The organism is Cupriavidus sp. 09_S30, assembly GCF_056930435.1.
Genome location: NZ_JBXOWI010000001.1, coordinates 1,749,194 through 1,771,357, shown reverse-complemented (window position 1 = coordinate 1,771,357; position 22,164 = coordinate 1,749,194). Strand labels below are relative to the sequence as shown.

Sequence of the window (22,164 nt, the reverse complement as noted above, 5' to 3'; positions counted from 1 at the left end):
GCTCAGTCCAGCAGGTCCGGCTGTTCCTTGACGATGCGCGCGTACAGCGGCTGGAACTGGAACCAGCCGGCCTGCGCCGTGCCCACGATGGAATAGGCCTGGCGTGCGGCCGCATCGGAGATGATCTTCAGCGGCGCATTGGTGCGCGCGGCGGCGGCTTCGGCCAGCAGCTGCACCTGGCAGGAGCGCTCCATGGTGATAAACCACCAGGCCGCCTCGTCCACCGTCTTGCCCACGGTCAGCAGGCCATGGTTCTGCAGGATGGCGGCCTTGTTGGCGCCCAGCGCGTTGGCGATGCGCTGGCCTTCGTCCAGTTCCACCACCACGCCGCCGAAGTCGTCGTAGACAGCATGGTCGTTATAGAAGGCGCATACGTCCTGCGTCAGCGCATCGAGCGGCCTGCCCAGCGTCGACCAGGCGCGGCCGTAGGTGCTGTGCGAGTGCGCGGCGGCCACCGCGTCGGGGCGGGTCTGGTGCACGCGCGAGTGGATGGCGAAGGCGGCGGCATTGACCGGGTAATCGCCTTCAACCACATTGCCGTTGTGATCGCAGCGGATCAGGTTGGACACCTTGACCTGGCTGAAATGCACGCCGAAGGGGTTGACCCAGAAGGTGTCCGGGAATTCGGGATCGCGCGCGGTGATATGGCCCGCCACGCCCTCGTCGAAGCCGAAGCGGGAAAACAGGCGGAAGGCCGCAGCCAGGCGCTGCTTGCGGTGCAGGCGCTCCTCGGCCGGGGTGGCGAACTGCGGCGGACGCGGCAGCACGCGATAGCGCGCCTTGATTTCCTCCGGCAGGCCGGCGGCCATCTCGTCGTCTTGCGCTGCGGGCATTGCTGGTGCATTCATGGGGTGTCTCCTCCTTTTGTCCGGGCCGCGTGCGCGGCCTCGCTTGCCCGAAAATAACGGGGCGGCCGCGCCGCCCCGCTACCGGCTTAGACCAGCTTGACCAGTTGCTTGCCGAAGTTCTTGCCCTTGAGCAGGCCCATGAAGGCCTCGGGCGCGCTGGCCAGGCCCTGCGCCACGCTCTCGCGGAACTTGATCTTGCCTTGCGCCACGGCCGCGCCCAGTTCCTGCAGTGCCTGCGGCCAGAACTCCATGTGCTCCGAAACGATGAAGCCTTCCACCGTCAGCCGCGAGACCAGGATCAGCTGCGGATTCTTCAGCGGCAGCGGCTGGCCGTCGTAGCCGGCGATCATGCCGCATACGGCGATGCGTCCGAACGCGTTCATGCGCGACAGCACCGCGTCGAGCACGTCGCCGCCGACGTTCTCGAAGTAGCCGTCGATGCCGTCGGGCGTGGCCTCCTTCAGCATCGCGTACAGTTCCTTGGCGTCCTTGGCCGCCTTGTAGTCGATGCAGGCATCGAAGCCCAGCTCATTGACCACGTAGTCGCACTTGTCCTTGCCGCCCGCCACGCCGACCGCGCGGCAGCCCTTGAGCTTGGCAAGCTGGCCCACCACGCTGCCGACCGCGCCCGAGGCGGCGCTGACCACCACGGTCTGGCCGGCCTTGGGCTTGATGATCTGGTTCAGCCCGTACCAGCCCGTCACGCCCGGCATGCCTACCGAGCCCAGGTAGGCCGACAGCGGGATGTGGGTGGTGTCGACCTTCTGTATGCCGGTGCCGTCGCTGACGCCCATCTCCTGCCAGCCGAACATGCCGACCACCTTGTCGCCCACGGCGAACTTCGGGTTCTTGCTGGCCACCACCTCGCCCACCGTGCCGCCGATCATCACTTCGTTTAGCGGCTGCGGCACCGCGTAGGACTTGCTCTCGTTCATGCGTCCGCGCATATACGGGTCGAGCGACAGGTAGTGGTTGCGCACCAGCACCTGGCCATCGGCCAGTTCGGGGACCGGCACCGTCTCCAGGCGGAAGTTGTCCGGCGTCACGGGGCCGCTCGGACGGGAAGCCAGCACGATGCGTTGGAAAGTCTGCGACATGGTCATTTCCTTCTTTCAAGGGAATAGACAGGATAGGACACCGGCAGGCCGCCGAGCCCCGCTCCTGCCGGCAATTCACTGCTGTTTCATCAGTTCCTGCGCCAGGGCGCGGAACGCGGGCAAGGTCACGGGGTCATTGGCGCCGTTCGCCGCGATCGGGTGCGAGGCATAGCGCACAACGGTCATCTCGGCCTTGGGATCGACATAGATCGCCTGGCCGTGGATGCCACGCGCCTCGAACACGCCGTGATCGTCATTGGCCACCCACCACATATTGCGGTAGCTCCAGCCCGGCAGCGTCGCATAGCCCGCCTTGGCGAACTTGGCCGGGTCACCACCGCGGCGGATATCCGCCACCACCGCGGCCGGAATGACCTGCTTGCCGTTGAAACGGCCATCGTTGCGCATGGTCTCGCCGAAGCGGGCGAGGTCACGCAGGGCGGTGTTCAGGCCGCCGCCGCCGGACTCGTTGCCGATGCTGTCGACGGTGAAGTAGGCGTCCTGCTCGGCGCCCATCGGCTGCCAGATCCGCTCCGACAGCGCGGTGGACAGGCTCTGCCCGGTCACCCGCTTGACGATCCAGGCCAGCAGCTCGGCATTGACCGTCTTGTAGGCGAAAGCGGTGTCATGCTCGCCTTCCTTCTGCAGCGTCTTCAGGAAGGCGTAGAAGTCCTGCGGCCCGGCATAGCCGGCCGGCCGCGCGGCCATGCCGCCGGCGCGGGCATAGTCCCAGATCTCCGCCTTGGGATCCGCGTAGTTCTCGGAATACTTGACGCCTATCGTCATATCCATGACCTGGCGCACAGTGGCGTCGCCGTAGGCCGTGCCGGCCATCTCCGGCAGGTAGCGCGTGACCGGCGACGCCGGATCGAGCTTGCCCTCGGCCGCCAGCATGGCCGCCAGCGTGCCGACGAAGGACTTGGTGACCGACATCGCGATGTGCGGCGTGTGGTCATTCAGTACGCCGAAGTACTTCTCGTAGACCACCTTGCCTTTGTGCATCACCAGGATGCCGTCGGTATAGGTCAGCGCCAGCATGTCGGCGAAGGTGCGGCGCTGGCCCGTAGCATCGGTGTACGGGACCTCGGCGATATCGCGCGGCGCGGCCGGCAGTGCGCTGGCCGCGCCGCGGCCGCGCCAGACCGCCGCGGTCGGCACCAGTTGCCGGATGTGCGAGAAGCTCCAGCGGTTGACCGGAAAGCGGTTACTGGCCGCATCGAAGCGCACGATCTTGTCGGGCGGCGGCGGGAAGCCCTGCATCCAGCCCAGCTTGAGGGGGTCGGAATCGGCCGCGCTGGCGAAGCTCGGTGCCGCGGCGGGTTGGCTGGCGCCCTGGGCGGCATTCTGCGCCTGCACCGGCTGGTTCATGGCAATCACTCCCGCGCCGGCCAGGGCCAGCGCGCTCAGCTTTGAAATGGTACGACCGTTGTGGCGGTTCTTCGGCATGCTGTCTCCTTCTTGCGTGGGTTGTTCTGCTTCTTGTTCTGCTTTTTGTTCTGCTTTCCTTTCTTCCCTGCCCGTCCGCGCTGCCTGGATGGTCTTGCCCGGCCCGCGTCAGCCGTCGCCGCCCGGCTCCTCGGCGCGCGGCCGCTGGGGCGGCTTGCGCTTGATGTACTTGAAGGTGCCGGAGCCGCGCGCGACGGTCTTGCCCTCGCCATCGACGATCTCGGCCTCGCAGAAGGCCATCGTCGCGGTGCGGTGCACGCACAGGCCGCGTGCGATCAGCCTGCCGCGCCCCGGCGCCATGAAGCTGGTCTTCATTTCGATGGTCACCACGCCGCGGTCCTCGGTATCGGCGGAGCGCCCGGCCATCGCCATGGCCACGTCGAGCAGCGTCATCAGCACGCCGCCGTGTGCCATTTCCAGGCTGTTCTCGTGGTGCGGACGCAGGTCGAGCTCGATTTCACTGCGTCCCTCGCCGAACTGGTTGCACAGCACACCGAGCGAGGCAAGGAAGGGAATCTGGATGGGAAAACCGTTCTTCTGGGTCATGGTCTGACAAATTGCAAAAAACAGGGGTGCGCCGAGGCGCACCGCCATTAGACCACCGGAATCCGCTTGCGCGGAATTCAAACGGCGCTGACGCCGCCGTCTACCGCCAGGATCTGCCCGGTGATGTGCTTGCCGGCCTGGCTGGCGAACAGCAGGGCCGCACCCTTCAGGTCGTCGTCGTCGCCGAACCGGTGCAGCGGCACGCCCGCGCACATGGCGTCCACGCCCAGGCGCTCCAGCGAGCCCTTGGTCATCTTGGACGGGAAGAAGCCCGGTGCCAGCGCATTGACCGTGATGTTGTGCTCGCCCCATTCTCCGGCCAGGGTGCGGGTGAAGTTGACCACCGCCCCCTTGGAGGTGTTGTAGGCGATGGTCTCCATCGAGCCCGGCGGGTTGCCGGCCAGGCCGGCGATGGACGCCACGTTGATGATGCGGCCGTGGCGGCGCGGGATCATCGACAGCTTGCCGATGCGCTGGGTCAGCAGGAACAGGCCGCGAATGTTCAGGTTCATCACCTTGTCCCAGGCCTCGATGGGGTGGTCTTCCGCAGGCGCGCCCCAGGTGGCGCCAGCGTTGTTGACCAGGATGTCGACGTGGCCCAGCCGCGCCAGCGTCTCGTCGGCCAGACGTGCGATATCGGCTTCCTGCGCGCCGTCTGCCGCAATCCAGTCAGCCTCGATGCCACGCGCCTTCAGGTGGGCCTGCGCAGCCTGCAGCTCGTCGGTCTTGCGCGCCGACAGCACCAGGCGTGCGCCCTGCTCGCCCAGCGCCTCGGCGATCTGCAGCCCGAGGCCGCGCGAGCCGCCGGTGATCAGGGCGGTGCGGCCGCTCAGGTCGAACAGTTCCTTGACGGTACTCATGATCTTGTCTCCAGTCGTTGCATGTGCGCACGCTCGCGTGCGCGGTGTCGTTCGGTCTGCGTCGGTCCGTGCGCCGCGGCGTCAGAACCAGGCGTCCTGCATGTCCAGCGTGGTACGGTCCAGCGAAGCCAGCAGGTCGAACTGCGGCTCCACCTTGGGCAGTTCCCACTGGGAAAAGTAGGTGGCCGCGGCCAGCTTGCCACGGTAGAAATCCAGCTCCTGCGCGCTGGCGCCGGCAGACAGGGCCGCCTGTGCGATCAGCGCCTGCTCCAGCCAGATCCAGGCCATCACCACGTGCCCGAAGGCTTCCAGGTAGATCGAGGCATTGGCCAGCGTCACATTGGGATCGCCCGCGGCCCACAGCACCTGGGTCACCTCGGCCAGCCGCGCCGCGGCCTTGCCGAGCGCCTTGCCCTGGGCCGCCAGCGCGGCATCGCCGCTGGCCAGCGCACGGCCGATGGTCGCGTGCAGTTCCTCGCCGAGCGCCCGCAGCGCTGCACCGTCCTTCATCACCACCTTGCGGCCCAGCAGGTCCAGGCCCTGGATGCCGTGCGTGCCCTCATGGATGGGGTTGAGGCGGTTGTCGCGGTAGAACTGCTCGACGTTGTATTCGCGCGTGTAGCCGTAGCCGCCGTGCACCTGGATGGCGAGGCTGTTCGCCTCCAGGCACCACTGCGAGGGCCAGCTCTTGGCGATCGGGGTCAGGATGTCCAGCAGCAGCGCCACGCGTTCATGCGCGGCGGCATCGCCCGCGGCCGCCGCGGCACGCTCGCGGTCGACCAGCTGGGCGCAGTACAGGTTCAGCGCCAGCCCGCCCTCGACATAACTCTTCTGCGCCAGCAGCATGCGTCGGATGTCGGCATGCTCGACCAGCCTGACCTGCGGGCTGGCCGGATCCTTGCCGCCGGGGCCGACCGGACGGCCTTGCGGGCGGTTGCGCGCATAGTCCAGTGCGTGCAGGTAGCCGGTGTAGCCGAGCATCACCGCGCCCAGGCCCACGCCGATGCGGGCCTCGTTCATCATGTGGAACATGCAGGCCAGGCCCTTGTGCGCCTCGCCGACCAGGTAGCCGATGGCGCCGGCCTTGCCGCCCGGGCGGTACTTGGTGCCCTCGCCGAAGTTGAGCAGGCAGTTGGTGGTGCCGCGGTAGCCCATCTTGTGGTTCAGGCCGGCCAGCGCCACGTCGTTGTGCTCGCCCAGCGAGCCGTCTTCATTGACCAGGTACTTCGGCACGATGAACAGCGAGATGCCCTTCACGCCTGGGACCAGCTTGCCGTCCGGGCCGGGGATCTTGGCCAGCACCAGGTGCACGATATTGTCGGAGAGCTCGTGCTCGCCGGCCGAGATCCACATCTTGTTGCCGCGCAGCCGGTACTGCGCGCCCAGCGGCGACTCGCCCTCGTAGTCAGCACGCGTGGTGATGTCCGACAGCGAAGAGCCGGCCTGCGGCTCGGACAGGCACATGGTGCCGAAGAAGCGCCCTTCCAGCTCGGGCTTGACGAAGGTGTCGACCTGGGCCGGCGTACCATGCGCCAGCAGCAGGTTGGCATTGCCGATGGTCAGGAAGGGATAGGAACTGGTGCCGACGTTGGCGCCCTTGAAATAGGCGAAGCCGGCCTTCTCCACCACCACGGGCAGCTGCATGCCGCCCAGCTCGAAGTCCTGGCCGGCGGCCATCAGGCCGGCCTCGCAGAAGGCCTTCAGCGCGGTGGACACCTCGGGGATGATGGTGACCTTGTCGCCATCGAATTCGGGCTCCTGCTGGTCGTTCTTCTTGTTGTGCGGCGCGAACAGGTCGGTGGCGATCTTCTCGCAGGTGTCCAGCGCGGCATCGAAGGTCTCGCGGCTGTGCTCGGCATAGCGCCGAATGCGATTCAGTTCCTCGACCCGCAGCCACTCGTACAGCAGGAAGTTCAGGTCTCGGCGGGATAGGATCAGCGACATGGCAGGATACGGCTCCCAGACAGATGGGTTGGGAATGGCGAACGCGTCGCGCCCCAGCGCGCCGCGCAAGTCTCCGGACCGGCGTGCCGCGCTGGCGCACCGGTTCTCTGTTCTCTGTTGTTTCTCTTGTTCTGCGTTCGGGGGTGCTGCAGTGGAAAAAAGGCGCTCGCGCGCCCTTCTTCCGTCTCGATCAAGCCGCCTCGCCCAGCCTGGCGATGGTGCCCTGCGCGACCGCGCAGAGCTTTTCCTCGCCATCCTTGACGACGAACACGTCACAGCGCACCACCGCCTGCTGGCGGCCATGGCTGACGCATTCGGCCCGTGCGATCAGCAGCTCGCCGATCGCGGGACGTACGTAGTTGATCTTGTACTCCGAGGTCACCACCGGGGCCGCCATGGCCGCGCCGCCCGCGTAGGTCAGCGCGTTGTCGGCCAGGTAGCTGACCACGCCGCCGTGGGCGAAGCCGTCCTGCTGGCGCATCGCCTCGCGCAGCGGCAGGCGCAGCTCGGCCCGTTCCGGCGACAGCGCCGCCAGTTCGGCGCCGAGCAGCACCGAGAAGGGCTGGCCTGCCAGCACTTCCCGGCCCCAGGCCAGCATCCGATCTGCGGCGCCGGACGGCATCAGAGCACTTCGAACAGGCCGGCCGCGCCCTGGCCGCCGCCGATGCACATGGTCACCACCACGTACTTGACGCCGCGGCGCTTGCCTTCGATCAGCGCATGGCCGACCAGGCGGGCGCCCGACACACCGTAGGGGTGGCCCACCGCGATGGCGCCGCCGTTGACGTTCAGGCGGTCCATCGGGATGCCCAGCTTGTCGGCGCAGTACAGCACCTGCACGGCGAAGGCTTCGTTCAGCTCCCACAGGCCGATGTCCTCGACCTTCAGGCCTGCCTTCTTCAGCAGCTTGGGCACCGCGAAGACCGGGCCGATGCCCATTTCATCGGGCTCGCAGCCGGCCACGGCAAAGCCGCGGAACACGCCCAGCGGCTGCAGGCCCTTGGCCGCCGCCACCTTGGCGTTCATCACCACGACCGCCGAGGCGCCGTCCGAGAACTGCGAAGCGTTGCCGGCGGTGACCACACCACCGGGCACGGCGGTGCGGATCTTGGCCACGCCTTCCAGCGTGGTATCGCCGCGGATGCCCTCGTCGGCCGAGATGGTGACTTCCTTGGTGACCAGCTGGCCGGTGGCCTTGTCGGCCACGCCGGCGAGCACGGTCATCGGCACGATCTCATCGTTGAACTTGCCGGCCTCCAGCGCTGCGAAAGCACGCTGCTGGCTGCGCACGCCGTATTCGTCCTGGCGCTCCTTCGAGATGTTGTAGCGCTTGGCCACGTTCTCGGCGGTCTGCAGCATGTTCCAGTAGATTTCCGGCTTGTTCTTGGTCAGCCAGCTTTCCTGAACCATGTGGCGGTTCATTTCCTGCTGCACGCAGGAGATGCTCTCCACGCCACCGGCGACGTAGATGTCGCCTTCATCGGCGATCACGCGCTGCGCGGCCATGGCGATGGTCTGCAGGCCGGACGAGCAGAAGCGGTTGACGGTGGCACCCGGCACGGTCACTGGGCAGCCGGCGCGCAGTGCGATCTGGCGGGCGATGTTGGCGCCGGTGGCACCTTCCGGGTTGGCGCAGCCCATCAGCACGTCTTCCACCTCGCCGGCCTCGATCTTGGCGCGCGCGATGGCGTGCTGGACAGCGTGGCCGCCCAGGGTGGCGCCGTGGGTCATGTTGAAGGCGCCTTTCCAGCTCTTGGCCAGGGCGGTCCGTGCGGTCGAAACGATCACTGCCTCGTTCATGTCTTGCTCCTCGGTATCTCTTGGTGTCTTGCGGTATCGGTGGTAGCGCGTCGGCGGCGGCGATGGGCGTCCAGGCGGGGCTAGGCGGGCTGCGGCAAGGCGTCGGACTGCACGCGTACAACGCCGGCAGCGGACATCTGCTGCCAGGCGTGCGCCAGCGATCCCTGCAGGTCGATGGCGCGGCAGGCGTCCTCGACGACGGCCGCCTCGAAGCCGGCGGCACGCGCGTCGAGCGCGCTCCATCCCACGCAGTAGTCGGTGGCCAGTCCCACGCAGAACACGCGCCGCACGCCCTGCTCGCGCAGGTAGCCGGCCAGGCCGGTGTGGGTGGCGCGGTCCGCCTCCAGGAAGGCGGAGTAGCTGTCCACCTCGCGGTGGTGACCTTTGCGGATCACCAGCCGCGCGTGCGGTATCGCCAGTCCTGCATGCAGCGCGGCGCCCGGCGTGTCCTGCACGCAGTGCACCGGCCACATCACCTGCTCGCCATACGGCAGCGCCAGCGTCTGGAACGGCTGCGTGCCGGCGTGGTTGGCCGCGAACGACACGTGGTCGGCCGGATGCCAGTCCTGCGTCAGCACCACATGCGCGAAACGGCGCGCCAGCCGGTTGATCCCGGGCACGACCTCATCGCCATGCGGCACGGCGAGCGCGCCGCCCGGCATGAAGTCATTCTGCACGTCGATCACCAGCAGGCAATCCTCGGGGCCGTATTCGAAGCCCGTCGCGGTATCCATTTCGCTGCCCTTCCTTGCCGCCTGCTGCCCGGCGCGCGCGGGTCATCCGCGCGCGGCCGGACGCGCCAGCCGCGTTAGTCGTTGAAGCCCTTGCCTTCGGCCGCCAGCTTCTTCAGCAGCGGTGCCGCTTCCCACGCTTCGCCGTGGTAACCCTTGGCGTAGCGGGCCATCGCCAGCGCGACGTTGTACAGGCCGACCTGGTCGGCGTACAGCATCGGGCCGCCGCGGAACAGCGGGAAGCCGTAGCCGGTCAGGTAGACCATGTCGATGTCGGAGGCCTTGGAGGCGATGCCCTCTTCCAGGATCTTGGCGCCTTCGTTGACCAGCGCGAACACCAGGCGCTCGACGATCTCCTCATCCGAGATCTTGCGGCGCGTGACACCGATGTCCTTGGAATGCTGCACGATCATGTCGTTGACCTGCTGGTTCGGGTACGGCTTGCGGTCGCCCGCCTTGTAGTCGTACCAGCCCGCGCCGGTCTTCTGGCCGTAGCGGCCCATCTCGCACAGCAGGTCGGCGGTCTTGGAGTACTGGATGTCCGGCTTGTCCACCGCGCGGCGCTTGCGGATGGCCCAGCCGATATCGTTGCCGGCCAGGTCGCCCATGCGGAACGGGCCCATGGCGAAGCCGAACTTCTCGATGGCCTTGTCCACCTGCTCAGGCAGCGCACCTTCGTCCAGCAGGTAGCCGGCCTGGCGGCTGTACTGCTCGATCATGCGGTTGCCGATGAAGCCGTCGCACACGCCGGAGACCACCGCGGTCTTCTTGATCTTCTTGGCGATCTGCATCACCGTGGCCAGCACGTCCTTGCCGGTCTTCTCGCCGCGCACCACTTCCAGCAGCTTCATCACGTTGGCCGGGCTGAAGAAGTGCATGCCGACCACGTCCTGCGGACGCTTGGTGAAGGAAGCGATCTTGTTGACGTCCAGCGTGGAGGTGTTGGAGGCCAGGATGGCGCCCTGCTTGACGACCTCGTCCAGCTTCTTGAATACCGTCTCCTTGACGCCCATTTCCTCGAACACGGCCTCGATCACGAGGTCGGCGTCCTTGATGTCGTCATAGGACAGCGTGGTGGTCAGCAGGCCCATGCGCTGCTCGACCTTCTCTTGCGTCAGCTTGCCCTTCTTGGCGCTGTTCTCGTAGTTGCGGCGGATGGTGGCCACGCCGCGCTCCAGCGCGTCCGGCTTCATCTCCAGCATGATCACGGGAACGCCGGCGTTCAGGAAGTTCATGGTGATGCCGCCGCCCATGGTGCCGGCGCCGATCACCGCGACCTTCTCAATCTTGCGCACCGGGGTGTCCGCAGCCACGTCGGGAATCTTGCTGGCGGCGCGCTCGCCGAAGAAGGCATGGCGCAACGCGCGCGACTCGGGCGTGCCGACCAGGAACATGAAGCCTTCGCGCTCGGCCTTCAGGCCGGCATCGAAGGGCTTGAGCGAGGCCGCCACCGCTTCCAGGCACTTCAGCGGCGCTGGGAAGTTCTTGGCCATCGCGGCCACGGTGTTGCGGGCGAAGCCCAGGTAGCCTTCGGCGTTCTCGTGGCGGACCTTCAGGTCGCGCACCTTCGGGTACGGACCGGGAGCGGCAGCCGCGTTCTTGGCGAACTGGACGGCAGCGGGCAGCACATCGCCATCGACGATCTCATCGAACAGCTTGGTGCCGGCGAACTTCTCGCTGGGCACGGCGGTGCCGGAGACGATCATATTGGCCGCAGCCTCCAGGCCGATCACACGCGGCAGGCGCTGCGTGCCGCCAGCGCCGGGCAGCAGGCCCAGCTTCACTTCCGGCAGCGCGATCTGGGCGCCCTTCGAGGCCACGCGGTAGTTACAGCCCAGGGCCAGTTCCAGGCCGCCGCCCATGGCGACGGAGTGGACCGCGGCGACCACCGGCTTGGACGAGCCTTCGATAACCTTGATCACGGAGTGCAGGGTCGGCTCCTGCGTCGCCTTCGGCGTATTGAACTCGCGGATGTCCGCGCCGCCCGAGAAGGCCTTGCCGGCGCCAGTGATGACGATGGCCTTGACGGCCGCATCATCCAGCGCACGGGTCATGCCTTCCACGATACCGAGCCGGGTGCTGTAGCCCAGGCCGTTGACGGGGGGATTGTCGAGCGTGATGACGGCTACGCCGTCCTGAACCTGATACTGCGCTGTCATGCTGGTTCCTTTGGTGTCTTGAAGGTTGTCTCGGGATTCGAATTCTCGAATTATTGTTTTGCTGCCTGCCGCCCGTGCCGGCGCGCTGCGCGCATGCCTCGCAAGTCCGCTGCCGGGTGGCCTCCCATCGTCCCTCAGGACGGCGGGCGAGACAAGCATACACAAAATAGCACGGTCGTTCAATTTCATTTTCCGGCAGGTGGGAAGCCGCTATTCGCTGGGCTCATAGCCGCCCGCGCCCCCATGCATAGCGGGCCGGCAAACCCGCCTGGCACGGCCCCGCGAATGCCCGATCAGGCACCTACCGGGAACCGGAATGAAATTTGAAGCCGGCCTCTAACGCGTTCGCCACAATTCCGCCGCCGCTGACGCGCCGCGCCGGCCCCTACTTCCACCCGCCACGCCTCGGCCCGTTCACCGCGACGGATCCATCGCCCCGAGCCAGTCGCGCATGTCGTCGACCACGCGCGCCAACTGGCTGGCGCCGTCCTCGCTTTGCATGCCATGGTCCAGGCCCGGATAGGCCTTGTAGTGGACGTTGCTGCGCCCGCTCCGCCGCAGTTGCGTGATCATGCCTGTCACTGCAGCGGGCGACACCGACGCGTCGGCCTCGCCCTGCATGATCAGTACCGGAACCTTGGCCTTGCGCAACACGGCCAGTTGATCGAGCCGAATCACTTCCTGCCACCAGGGTGCGCCATGCCCGCTGACCACCAGATCCGCCTCAGGTGCGGCCTCAGGTGCCGTCATGATGTGTTTTGCGAATGCCCTGAAGCCCTGGACGGATTCCTCCCGGGCGGCCGGGCTCAGCGACGGGTCAAGCCGGATGCTGTGCAGCGCATCGTCCAGAAAGAACCTCCCGCCGCCATTGAAGGCAATGACCGCGTGGATGGGTCCGCCGCTGTCCGCCAGCATATTGGCGACCACGGCGCCTTCGCTGCCGCCGATCACCGCCACCTTCCGATAACCATTCGCCTGCGACAGGTGGGAGATCACCGCCTTCAGATCGGCCACGCGCTGGCTCAGGCGATCATGCTGCAGATAGGCTGCCGGACAATCCGTACGGTCGACATCGGTGTTGTAGGGCAAGCCCGCGTCGATACCGTACTTCTCCACGGTGAGCAGGTCCGACTGCGGCAGGGCACGGGCAACTTGCTCAATCCTGTCGATCTTGGTGACGCTGTTGCAGTCCGAACCCTGCACCACCACCAATAAGCTGTCCGACGGGCGCTCAGCATCGGCCTGGCGCAGGTAATAGCCGATGCTGGAACCATCGCGCCGGTCCAGGTGTTGCACCTGAGGCGGCGCCGCGGCGACGCTGACGGATGCCAATACCGCCGACGCAGCCAAGGCCAGGCGCAGCAAGATCGATGGGCTCCACTTCGATGTCATCCCCTGATTTCTCCAATCCAAGACGGATATCGATGCTGGGGCACGCACTGCTTGAGCGGTCTGGGAAGGCTCCCCAAGTTCGCCCGCGGCATCCTCTCAATCGAACGGCTTGAGCAGGAAGTCGGCCGGACTGAGTATCTCGACCCCATGAAAGGGGTGCAGTTCCAGCAGGTCCTGGTCCCCGGTCAGGATGAGCTGCGCCTCGCCGCTGAGGGCCACATCGAGAAACTTGTCGTCTTTCGGGTCTCGACACGCCGCGATCCGCTGGGTGATGGGAACCACCCGAACGATGCCGCCGAGCAGGCGCAAGAAGTGCTGCCGGTCCTCGCGCGAGACATAGCAGTCGAACTTGGGCCGGGCAAGAACGTCGCTCAACTCCGCGAGCGTCTGCTCAGACATCAAGGGGATGCCCCAAGCGAGTCCGTGGTCGACAGCCCGGGCCGCCACTCCGCCGGGCATCAGCAGGCGGCTGACCCACAGATTGGTGTCGAGCACCAGCTTGCGGTCAGCCCTCACGGTTCAGCATTCCCTGCAGTACCTCTTCCGTCATGCCAGCTTCCTGGGCCTTGGCGCCTACGCGATCGCTGAAGCGCTGGAATTCAGCGACGTTCAGGTTGACCAGCCGTTCGTACTCATCCATCGACATCACCACCGCCACGTTCCGCTTCTGGCGCTGGATTACCACAGGCTCACGGCGGGCGGCCTCGATGATTTCCGACAGGCCCTGCCGGGCTTCGCTCGCTGTCACGGTACGCATATCCTCACCCCCAATATCACCTGTACATATTGTACAAAACTTACAAGACAAATCCAGAAGCCCATGCAAGGACGCAGTGAGACTGCGCCATATCGGCAAGCAGGCGCCCGACCTGCTCGTCGAACATGCTGGTAACGGCATCCGCATTTCTTACAGCGTCCGCTGCGGCACCACTGCCGGCTGTGCCAGTCGGGCACCCGCCGGGCATCGGCACGGCACGGGACGGCGGCCTATACAACACTCGCCCCGATATTTGCCGCCACCGGCACCGATAGCCAGCCCAGGCGGCCGCGGACAATGTAGACTCGCGCCTTTGCGAACTTTCGACCTGCCCGCGCCCGGCCCACGAAGCCTGCCCGCCGTGCAGCGGCAGCCACCCGATGCTTTCCAGCAGTTCCTCCAGCACCACACCCACCAACGCGGCCTCGCACGGCCCAGAAGACCACCTCCAGCGCACCCTGAAGGCCCGCCACCTCACCATGATCGCCCTGGGCGGCGCCATCGGCACCGGCCTGTTCGTCGCCTCCGGCGCCTCCATCGCCCAGGCCGGCCCGGGCGGCGCGCTGCTGATGTACGGCCTGATCGGCCTGATGGTCTATTGCCTGATGACCAGCCTGGGCGAGATGGCGGTGCACATGCCGGTGGCTGGTTCCTTCGTCACCTACAGCGCGCTCTATGTCGAAGAGGGCTTCGGCTTTGCGCTGGGCTGGAACTACTGGTTCAACCTCGCGGTGACCATCGCGGTGGAACTGGCCGCGGCCCAGTTGGTGATGCAGTACTGGTTCCCCAACGTCCCAGGCATAGCGTGGAGCGCCGGCTTCCTGGTGCTGATGCTGGTGCTCAACGCCTTCTCCGCGCGCAACTTCGGTGAGGCCGAGTACTGGTTCGCGCTCATCAAGGTGGCGACCGTGGTGATCTTCCTGGCCATCGGCACGTTGATGATCTTCGGCATCATGCAGGGCGGCCCGCAATCGGGCTGGCACAACTTCACCATGGGCGACGCCCCCTTCGTCGGTGGCATGCCAGCCATGTTCGGCGTGGCGATGATTGCCGGCTTCTCCTTCCAGGGCACCGAAACGGTGGCCGTGGCGGCAGGCGAAGCGACCGACCCGGCGCGCACCATCCCGCGCGCGATCCGCCAGACCTTCTGGCGCATCCTGTTGTTCTACGTGCTCGCCATCCTGATCATCGGCGTGCTGATCCCCTACACCGATCCCAGCCTGCTGCGCAACGACGTGACCGACATCGGCGTCAGCCCCTTCGCGCTGGTGTTCGGCCGCGCCGGCCTGGCCTTTGCCGCCGGCGTGATGAACGCGGTGGTGCTGACGGCGCTGCTGTCGTCGGGTACGTCCAGCATGTACGCCTCCACCCGCATCCTGTACGGCCTGGCCATCAGCGGCCGCGCCCCGCGGGCCCTGGCCCGGCTCACCGCGAACGGCGTGCCGCGCAATGCGCTGCTGGCCACCACCGCAGTGGGCGCCCTGTGCTTCCTGAGTTCGCTGTTCGGCGACAAGGTCGTCTATATGTGGCTGCTGAATACCTCGGGCATGACGGGCTTCTTTGCGTGGCTGGGCATTGCCGTCAGCCACTACCGCTTCCGCCGCGGCCTGGTGCGCCAGGGCTATGAGCTGGGCCAGCTCGCCTACCGCTCACCGCTCTTCCCCTTCGGCCCGCTGTTCGCCGGCGCGCTCTGCCTGGTCATCGTGCTGGGGCAGAATTACCAGGCCTTCGCCGACGTGCGCGCGCACTGGGGCGAGATCGTGGCCACCTATATCGGCGTGCCCATCTTCCTGGCGCTGTGGCTGGGCTACCGCATGCTGCGCAAGACGCGGCTGGTGCCCTACGAGGACATGGTCTTCCATCTGCCGCCGCCGCGCGGCGCGCAGCAGGCAGCGGCCGGCCGACAGCCGGCCGAAGGCGCGGCCGCCTAGCAGCCCAGCATGCCGCGCTTTGCGGCGCGGATCGGCGCCGGCTGACCGGTGTCTCGCGTCGCCGGCATGGCCGCAGCACGTAGTTGACGCGCTGCCCACCGCCAGGGAGAGCAGGAACAGGCCTCTCGCTAATGCGAAGCGTGGGGCCGGCTCTGCCTTCCCAGACGCGCCGCCTTTCAGCGTTTTGCTTTCCTCTCAACGAATGTTCCTACTCCTCGCGCTCCGGTGCAGGGGCATGATCCTGGCCTGAGAGTGAATATGGACGGGGTGAGAGCCTGCCTCGATCAGCGCGAGATGCGAGAAATGGAGGGATCCGGCTTTGAATCTGCCCAGAAGTGTTTCTGCCCCACCCCAGCCGGGCCGCAGCGGCTTAGCCGTGCCTCGCGCCCTCGGCTCCCCACCTTCCCCCGCGAACAGAATCTCTGCCTTTGCCATCGCGTTCGCCTTGACCAATAGCGCTGTCGCCACCGAGGCACTTACGCCTGGCATTTATCAGATCGATGGCGACGCCTACCGATCGGCTGCCGCGACAATACGCGAGCGCCCAGACGAAAAGTACGTGGAGAATTTCGAGCACGCCGTCCCTCAAGCAGCGAAGCTTACTTATGCGGTGGTATCGCGCGCAACGCCGCCCTTGCCCTATGACGTCCCGGAGCACAAGCTTCTCTTTCTCGTGGACAAGGAGTACCGATACGACGCCAATACCGCAAACCGGCTATGCCAGGCCTATGCGTTCCCTGGCTGGAATTTCCAGTCCGATACCCAGCCATTCTGCCGGACCGGCATAGGCGATAGTCGTTTCGAGGCCGTGATCAAATGGACGGAAACGGCGTTCACCACCAGTTTCTCGGCGACCAAGACACCGCTTCGCTACGAATTCGTCAAGCCGCAGCGCAAGCCGACCGCGGCGGATGTCGGCGCCTGCGCAATGGGCGTTTGTAACCCGGAGGCATACGGTTACGGCATCAATCATTACACGCTCACCCATCGGAGCGATCGCTTTACACTGAAGACGCAACGGCCTTACCAGGACATCGTCTACCTGACGAAGGCGGTGCCGCTGTATGCGCAGGCCGACCATGGATCTGCCCACGCAGATATCGAGGCGGGATCTTACGTGGCCGTCTTGACGACCGATCCTGCGTGGTACGAGGTCGACCGCTTCTCAACGGATGGAACGTGGACCCACGGCTGGATCGATCGCGACGATATGGTCGATGTCGAATGGGTCATGCAGCAGGCCGCGACAAAGGACCACCGCTTTCGCGTCGCCTTTCACAAGGACGACGATGACCAGGATGCCGCGTGGGCGGTCGCGATCGATGTCCTTGACCGCAAGACCGGAAAGCGTACCCAGGTCATCCGCGATTTCCCTTCCGATATGCGTGGCGCCAGCGATTCCGCGCTGCAAGTCGTCGACGCCAACTTCGATGGCCACCCCGATATTTCCATTTTTGGAAATTCCGGTGGCGCCGGACCGAACAGCACCGAGAATATCTTCCTGTTCGATCCGGTTTCTCGCCAATTCGTGTTCAACAGCGAGTTGTCGGAATTGTCCCAGTTATCGATCAACCCTCGGAACAAGACGATCACCGCCGCGCAACGCAATAGTTGCTGCAGTCACTCATCGCAAACCTATAAGTTCATCGGCAAGAAGCTGACGATGGTCGCCAGCTGGGATGAAAGCCTGTCAGCGGATGGCAATTGGCTGGAAACGACCACCGGTCGGCTGATCAACGGAAAAATGCGCTACCGAACGAAGCGGGCCAAAGCGCCGGCGGACTGACTTCACCCGCAAGCCTTCGCCAACTGGCAGCGATCCCCACGCATGACCTGCCGCTGTCCGGACACAGGACCGGACAGGTCGCCGTTGACAATAGCGCCGGCGGCGGTTTCGCGCATTCGCAGATGGCGCGTGAAGCGCATAAAATGTCACGCACGCGTCACATATAACGGGCATCGTAGCGGTCTTTCCACTGCTTCGATGCCACCATGCGCCTGCTTTCGCTTTCCGCCGCCGTCATCGCGCTGACCGCCACGGCCTGGTCCGTGGCCGCCCCGGCGCAGACTCCCGCCCCAGCCTATCCCGCCACGCTCGCCGGCCACGCCGTGCTGCCGGCCCAGAGCTATGTCCCGGCGCCCAAGGATGCGCCCGCCGACCTGCAGGTCAGTGGCAAGTTCACCACCGGCGCCCGCGTGGAGAAGGTCGGCAGCGTTGAGGGCCAGTCCAACGGCCGCCCCACCGGCGTCTTCCTGCCCTTCAAGGGCCAGCCCCTGCAAGGCCACTCCGGCATCAAGCACATGCCCGACGGCAGCTTCTGGGTGCTGACCGACAACGGCGCTGGCAGCAAGGCCAACTCGCCGGACTTCATGCTCTACCTGAACCACTACAAGGTGGACTTCCAGAGCGGCAAGTTGCAGCGGCTTGCCACCGTCTTCCTGCATGACCCGGACAAGAAGGTGCCCTTCCGCATCGTCCACGAAGGCAGCAAGCAGCGCTACCTGACCGGCTCGGACTTCGACACCGAGAGCTTCCAGTTCGCCGGCGGCTCGCTGTGGATCGGCGACGAGTTCGGCCCCTTCCTGATCCAGGCCGACATGCAGGGCAAGGTGCTGGCCGTCTACGACACCCTGGTCGACGGCAAGCCGGTGCGCTCGCCAGACCATCCCGCCCTGACCACGCCGGGCGCGCCCGGCGGCACGGTGGACTTCCAGGTCAAGCGCTCAAAGGGCTTTGAGGGCATGGCCTCGTCGCCGGACGGCAGCCGCCTGTACGCGCTGCTGGAAGGCCCGCTGTGGAAGGCCGAGGCCAAGGACTACGAACGCCTCGACGGCAAGGAGGCCCTGCGCATCCTGGAGTTCGACACCCAGGCGCGCAAGTGGACCGGCCGCTCCTGGCTGTATCCGCTGGAGGCCAACGGCCACGCCATCGGCGACTTCAATATGATCGATGCTGGCACCGGCCTGATCATCGAGCGCGACAACGGCGAAGGCACGGCCGACAAGGCCTGCCCGGAGGGCCAGAAGCGCAATGACTGCTTCTCCGACATCGCCCGCTTCAAGCGCGTCTACAAGATCGCGCTGGACGACAGCAATGCCGGCGGTGCGGTGCGCAAGATCGGCTACATCGACCTGCTCAACATCGCCGATCCGCACAAGCTGGCGCGCAAGCCGCTGAACGACGGCGTGCTGAAGTTCCCCTTCTTCACCATCGAGAACGTGGACGTGGTCGACGCCAGCCACATCGTGGTGGGCAACGACAACAACCTGCCCTTCTCCACCAGCCGCGAGCCCAACAAGGCGGACGACAATGAGCTGGTGCTGCTGGAGGTCGGGGAGTTCCTGAAGGCGAAGTAAGGCGGGGTACGCCAACACCGCCGCCCAAGCACGAGGTCTTGGCTCCCTCTCCCCTCATGGGGAGAGGGTTGGGGAGAGGGGTGGTCTAGCAAGGCGCCACGCACAGACGAAGCCGTCGGGGTGGTCCAACACGTCAAAGCCAAAACGAAGCCGATGGTGTAATCCAGCGCGTCGCCGCTTGCTAGCGCCTGCCCTCTCCCCCGGCCCCTCTCCCGCAAGCGGGAGAGGGGAGCAAACACCAGCCGAAGGCCACAAGATGCGCCAACACCGTTGGCCAAGCATAGTGTCTTGACCCCCTCTCCCCTCATGGGTGTATGGACCGGGGTGAGGGGTGGTCTAGCAAGGCGCCACGTACAGGCGAAGCCGTCGGTGTGGTCCAGCACGCCAAGCTAAAACGAAGCCGATGGTGTTGTCCAGCACGTCGCCGCTTGCCAGCGCCCGCCCTCTCCCCCGGCCCCTCTCCCGCAAGCGGGAGAGGGGAGCAAACCGCCGGCCGCCCTCACACCTCCAGCCACTCCTTACGCACCTGCACATTGGCCTTCAACTCGGCGGGCGATCCCTCGAACACGATGTGCCCGTGCCCCATCACGTAGACTCTCTGCGAGATGTCCAGCGCGATGGCCAGCTTCTGCTCGATCAGCAGCACCGACACGCCGCGCTCCTTGAGTGCCTTCAGGTACTCGCCCACCAGCGTCACGATCATCGGCGCCAGGCCTTCCGTGGGCTCGTCGATCAGCACCAGGTCCGGGTCGCCCATCAAGGTGCGGCACAGCGTCAGCATCTGCTGCTCGCCGCCCGACAGCACGCCGGCCGCGGTGTTCTCGCGCTCCTTGAGGCGGGGAAACAGCCGGTACATATCGTCGATCGACCAGCGCGGCTTCGGCTGGCGCGGATTGCGCTTCTCGCCCAGCAGCAGGTTCTGCCGCACCGTCAGCGTGGGGAAGATGTCGCGGTTCTCCGGCACGTAGCCGACGCCCAGGTGGGCGATCTCGAAGGTGCGCTTGCCCAGGATCTCTTCATCGCGAAAGCGCACCGAGCCCTCGGCCCTGACCATGCCCAGGATGGCCTTGGCCAAGGTGGAGCGCCCCACCCCGTTGCGGCCCAGCAGCGCCACGATCTCGCCTTCGTCGACGTGCACGTCGACGCCATGCAGGATATGGCTCTTGCCGTAGTAGGCGTGCAGGCCCTGCACGTTCAGCATGCGCTTGGCCATCAGTGCGCTCCTTCGGTGGCGTGCTCATCGAGCGTGGTGCCCAGGTAGGCTTCCTTGACCTTGCGGTTGTTGCGGATGGCCTCGGGCGTGTCGGTGGCGATCACCTCGCCGTACACCAGCACCGAAATGCGGTCGGCCAGGCCGAACACGACGCTCATGTCGTGCTCGACCATCACCAGCGTCTTGCCCACCGTGACCTTGCGGATCAGCTCCACAGCGTGGTCCGATTCCGAGCGGCTCATGCCGGCCGTGGGTTCGTCCAGCAGGATCACCTCGGCGCCACCGGCGATGGTGATGCCGATCTCCAGCGCGCGCTGCTCGGCGTAGGTCAGCATGCCGGCCTGCGAATCGCGCCGGTGATGCAGGCCGATCAGCTCCAGCACCTCTTCCGCGCGCTGGCGCGCGTCGCGCAGTTCTGACAGCCGGTGCCAGAACGAGTATTTGTAGCCCAGCGCCCACAGCACGGCGCAGCGCAGGTTCTCGAACACCGACAGCCGATGGAAGATGTTCGTGATCTGGAAGCTGCGCGACAGCCCCATGCGGTTGATGACGAAAGGCTGCAGCCCGCCGATCTCCTGGCCGTTGAGCTTGACCGAGCCGGAGTTCGGCGCGAACCGCCCCGAGATCAGGTTGAAGGTGGTCGACTTGCCCGCACCATTGGGCCCGATCAGCGCATGGCGCTCGCCCTTCGGGATACTCAGGTTGACGCCGCGGATGATCTCCGTCTGGCCGAACTTCTTGCGCACATCGCGCAACTCGAGTGCCGCCGTCATGCCTTGCCCCCTGCGATTTCCATCTGTACCTTGTCCCAGGCGCGGCGCACCTTGGCCGTAGCTACCCGCCAGGACAGCGCGCCCACCAGCCAGATCGCCGCCGCCGCCACCCAGGGCGCGAACGACGCCGCGTCGAAGCCGATGCCGGCCAGCGTCATGTCGGTGCCGTTGGCGCTGTCCACCTGCAGCTTGTAGACCAGTTCCACGGTCAGGATCAGCGCCACCAGCAGCACCGCGCCGGCGCCGGCGGCCGCCGCATAGGACGGCAGCATGCGGCGCAGCTTGCCCTTGGCCAGCAGCGGCATCTGCATCGCCAGCAGGCTGGCGATGCCGCCCGGCACGAACATCACCATCAGCACGAAGAACAGGCCGAGGTAAAGCAGCCAGGCCTTGGTCAGGTCCGACAGCGCCACCGCGAACAGCACGAAGGCGATGGCGCCGATGATGGGCCCGAAGAACACGCCCGCGCCGCCGATGAAGGTGGCCAGGAGCACGCCGCCCGAGCGCACCGCGCTGACGTTCTCCGCCGACACGATCTCGAAGTTGATCACCGACAGCCCACCCGCGATGCCGGCAAAGAAGGCAGACAGGATCACCACCAGGTAACGCACCCGCTGCGTGTTGTAGCCGATGAACTCGGCCCGCTCGGGGTTGTCGCGCACCGCGTTGGCGATGCGGCCCAGCGGCGTCTGCGTCCACGCGTACATGGCCGCCATCGACAGCAGGCACCACACCGCGATCAGGTAGTAGACCTGGCGCCCGGGGCCGTAGGTGATGCCGAGCACCGCCTCGCCCACCACGCGGTTGGTCGACACGCCGCCCTCGCCGCCGAAGAATTCGGGGAACATCAGCGAGCTGGCGAACACCATCTCGCCGATGCCCATGGTGATCATGGCGAAGGTGGTGCCGGACTTCTTCGTGATCACGTAGCCGAACAGCACGCCGAAGAAGGCGCCCGCCACACCGCCCACCAGCGGCAGCAGCGAGACCGGCAGCCACAGCCTGCCGTCGCCGACCATATTGAGCACGTGCACGGCGATGAAGGCGCCCAGGCCCGCATAGACTGCGTGGCCGAAGGACAGCATGCCGCACTGGCCCAGCAGCATGTTGTACGACAGCGCGAAGATGATCATGATCCCCATCTGCGACAGCAGCGTGATAGCGAAGCCGCCGGGAAAGATCAGCGGCATCACCGCCATCACCAGCGCGGTCAGGCTCCAGAGGATCCACCGCGCCAGGTTGAGGGGACGGTAGCGCAGGGTGCGGCCGGTCTTGGCCGGCTCACGGCGTTGTTGCATCGTCGACTCCAT

General features: G+C 66.2%; 19 protein-coding genes. 3 read left to right on the top strand and 16 right to left on the bottom strand.

Features of this window, described 5'->3' with window-relative positions:
* Positions 1 to 2: 2 nt before the first annotated feature.
* From AC1Z3O_RS08520 to AC1Z3O_RS08460, 13 genes are all read right to left on the bottom strand, one after another.
* Positions 3 to 848: a class II aldolase/adducin family protein gene (locus tag AC1Z3O_RS08520; RefSeq protein ID WP_483515142.1), complete on the bottom strand. Its 846-nt coding sequence runs from the start codon at positions 846 to 848 to the stop codon at positions 3 to 5.
* Between the two features lie 86 nt (positions 849 to 934).
* Positions 935 to 1,945: an NADP-dependent oxidoreductase gene (locus AC1Z3O_RS08515; protein ID WP_483515141.1), complete on the bottom strand. Its 1,011-nt coding sequence runs from the start codon at positions 1,943 to 1,945 to the stop codon at positions 935 to 937.
* A 75-nt stretch (positions 1,946 to 2,020) separates the two neighbouring features.
* Positions 2,021 to 3,391: a serine hydrolase domain-containing protein gene (locus AC1Z3O_RS08510; protein ID WP_483515139.1), complete on the bottom strand. Its 1,371-nt coding sequence runs from the start codon at positions 3,389 to 3,391 to the stop codon at positions 2,021 to 2,023.
* Between the two features lie 108 nt (positions 3,392 to 3,499).
* Positions 3,500 to 3,937 carry a PaaI family thioesterase gene (locus AC1Z3O_RS08505; RefSeq protein ID WP_483515137.1) on the bottom strand — a complete coding sequence of 146 codons (438 nt, stop codon included), beginning with the start codon at positions 3,935 to 3,937 and terminating at the stop codon, positions 3,500 to 3,502.
* A gap of 77 nt (positions 3,938 to 4,014) precedes the next feature.
* Positions 4,015 to 4,797: an SDR family oxidoreductase gene (locus AC1Z3O_RS08500; protein ID WP_483515135.1), complete on the bottom strand. Its 783-nt coding sequence runs from the start codon at positions 4,795 to 4,797 to the stop codon at positions 4,015 to 4,017.
* 81 nt (positions 4,798 to 4,878) lie between these two features.
* Positions 4,879 to 6,741, bottom strand: a complete 1,863-nt coding sequence (locus AC1Z3O_RS08495) for an acyl-CoA dehydrogenase (RefSeq protein ID WP_483515133.1) — start codon at positions 6,739 to 6,741, stop codon at positions 4,879 to 4,881.
* A gap of 190 nt (positions 6,742 to 6,931) precedes the next feature.
* Entirely contained in the window at positions 6,932 to 7,363 is a 432-nt protein-coding gene (locus AC1Z3O_RS08490) for a PaaI family thioesterase (RefSeq protein ID WP_483515131.1), read from the bottom strand.
* Positions 7,363 to 8,541, bottom strand: coding sequence for an acetyl-CoA C-acyltransferase (locus AC1Z3O_RS08485; protein ID WP_483515130.1), 1,179 nt, complete (start codon positions 8,539 to 8,541; stop codon positions 7,363 to 7,365). The genes AC1Z3O_RS08490 and AC1Z3O_RS08485 overlap by 1 nt, the downstream gene beginning before the upstream one ends.
* Before the next feature lie 80 nt (positions 8,542 to 8,621).
* Complete coding sequence (gene pncA, locus AC1Z3O_RS08480; protein ID WP_483515128.1) at positions 8,622 to 9,275, bottom strand: bifunctional nicotinamidase/pyrazinamidase; 654 nt, start codon at positions 9,273 to 9,275, stop codon at positions 8,622 to 8,624.
* A gap of 74 nt (positions 9,276 to 9,349) precedes the next feature.
* The gene (locus AC1Z3O_RS08475) at positions 9,350 to 11,431 is read right to left on the bottom strand and encodes a 3-hydroxyacyl-CoA dehydrogenase NAD-binding domain-containing protein (RefSeq protein ID WP_483515126.1); all 2,082 of its coding nucleotides are present in this window, start codon (positions 11,429 to 11,431) and stop codon (positions 9,350 to 9,352) included.
* A gap of 414 nt (positions 11,432 to 11,845) precedes the next feature.
* Positions 11,846 to 12,796: an alpha/beta hydrolase family protein gene (locus AC1Z3O_RS08470; protein ID WP_483515124.1), complete on the bottom strand. Its 951-nt coding sequence runs from the start codon at positions 12,794 to 12,796 to the stop codon at positions 11,846 to 11,848.
* Between the two features lie 123 nt (positions 12,797 to 12,919).
* On the bottom strand, positions 12,920 to 13,339 hold the full coding sequence (locus AC1Z3O_RS08465) for a putative toxin-antitoxin system toxin component, PIN family (RefSeq protein ID WP_483515122.1): 420 nt from the start codon (positions 13,337 to 13,339) through the stop codon (positions 12,920 to 12,922).
* Positions 13,329 to 13,571: a type II toxin-antitoxin system Phd/YefM family antitoxin gene (locus tag AC1Z3O_RS08460; protein ID WP_483515120.1), complete on the bottom strand. Its 243-nt coding sequence runs from the start codon at positions 13,569 to 13,571 to the stop codon at positions 13,329 to 13,331. Before AC1Z3O_RS08460 ends, AC1Z3O_RS08465 begins: the two co-directional genes overlap by 11 nt.
* A gap of 389 nt (positions 13,572 to 13,960) precedes the next feature.
* On the opposite strand from AC1Z3O_RS08460, the gene AC1Z3O_RS08455 reads away from it, so the two are divergent.
* The 3 genes from AC1Z3O_RS08455 (at position 13,961) to AC1Z3O_RS08445 (ending at position 18,868) form a co-directional block, all read left to right on the top strand.
* Positions 13,961 to 15,511, top strand: a complete 1,551-nt coding sequence (locus tag AC1Z3O_RS08455) for an amino acid permease (RefSeq protein WP_483515118.1) — start codon at positions 13,961 to 13,963, stop codon at positions 15,509 to 15,511.
* A gap of 445 nt (positions 15,512 to 15,956) precedes the next feature.
* Positions 15,957 to 17,297 carry an XAC2610-related protein gene (locus AC1Z3O_RS08450; RefSeq protein WP_483515116.1) on the top strand — a complete coding sequence of 447 codons (1,341 nt, stop codon included), beginning with the start codon at positions 15,957 to 15,959 and terminating at the stop codon, positions 17,295 to 17,297.
* 206 nt (positions 17,298 to 17,503) lie between these two features.
* Entirely contained in the window at positions 17,504 to 18,868 is a 1,365-nt protein-coding gene (locus AC1Z3O_RS08445; RefSeq protein WP_483515114.1) for an esterase-like activity of phytase family protein, read from the top strand.
* A 499-nt stretch (positions 18,869 to 19,367) separates the two neighbouring features.
* On the opposite strand, the gene AC1Z3O_RS08440 is transcribed toward AC1Z3O_RS08445, so the two are convergent.
* Genes AC1Z3O_RS08440 through AC1Z3O_RS08430 form a run of 3 tightly spaced genes read right to left on the bottom strand, consistent with a single transcriptional unit; the run spans position 19,368 to position 22,164 of the window.
* A complete protein-coding gene (locus AC1Z3O_RS08440) occupies positions 19,368 to 20,081 on the bottom strand; it encodes an ABC transporter ATP-binding protein (RefSeq protein ID WP_483515112.1) in 714 nt (237 codons plus the stop codon).
* Positions 20,081 to 20,854, bottom strand: a complete 774-nt coding sequence (locus tag AC1Z3O_RS08435) for an ABC transporter ATP-binding protein (RefSeq protein ID WP_483515110.1) — start codon at positions 20,852 to 20,854, stop codon at positions 20,081 to 20,083. The genes AC1Z3O_RS08440 and AC1Z3O_RS08435 overlap by 1 nt, the downstream gene beginning before the upstream one ends.
* Complete coding sequence (locus AC1Z3O_RS08430) at positions 20,851 to 22,164, bottom strand: branched-chain amino acid ABC transporter permease (RefSeq protein ID WP_483515108.1); 1,314 nt, start codon at positions 22,162 to 22,164, stop codon at positions 20,851 to 20,853. Before AC1Z3O_RS08430 ends, AC1Z3O_RS08435 begins: the two co-directional genes overlap by 4 nt.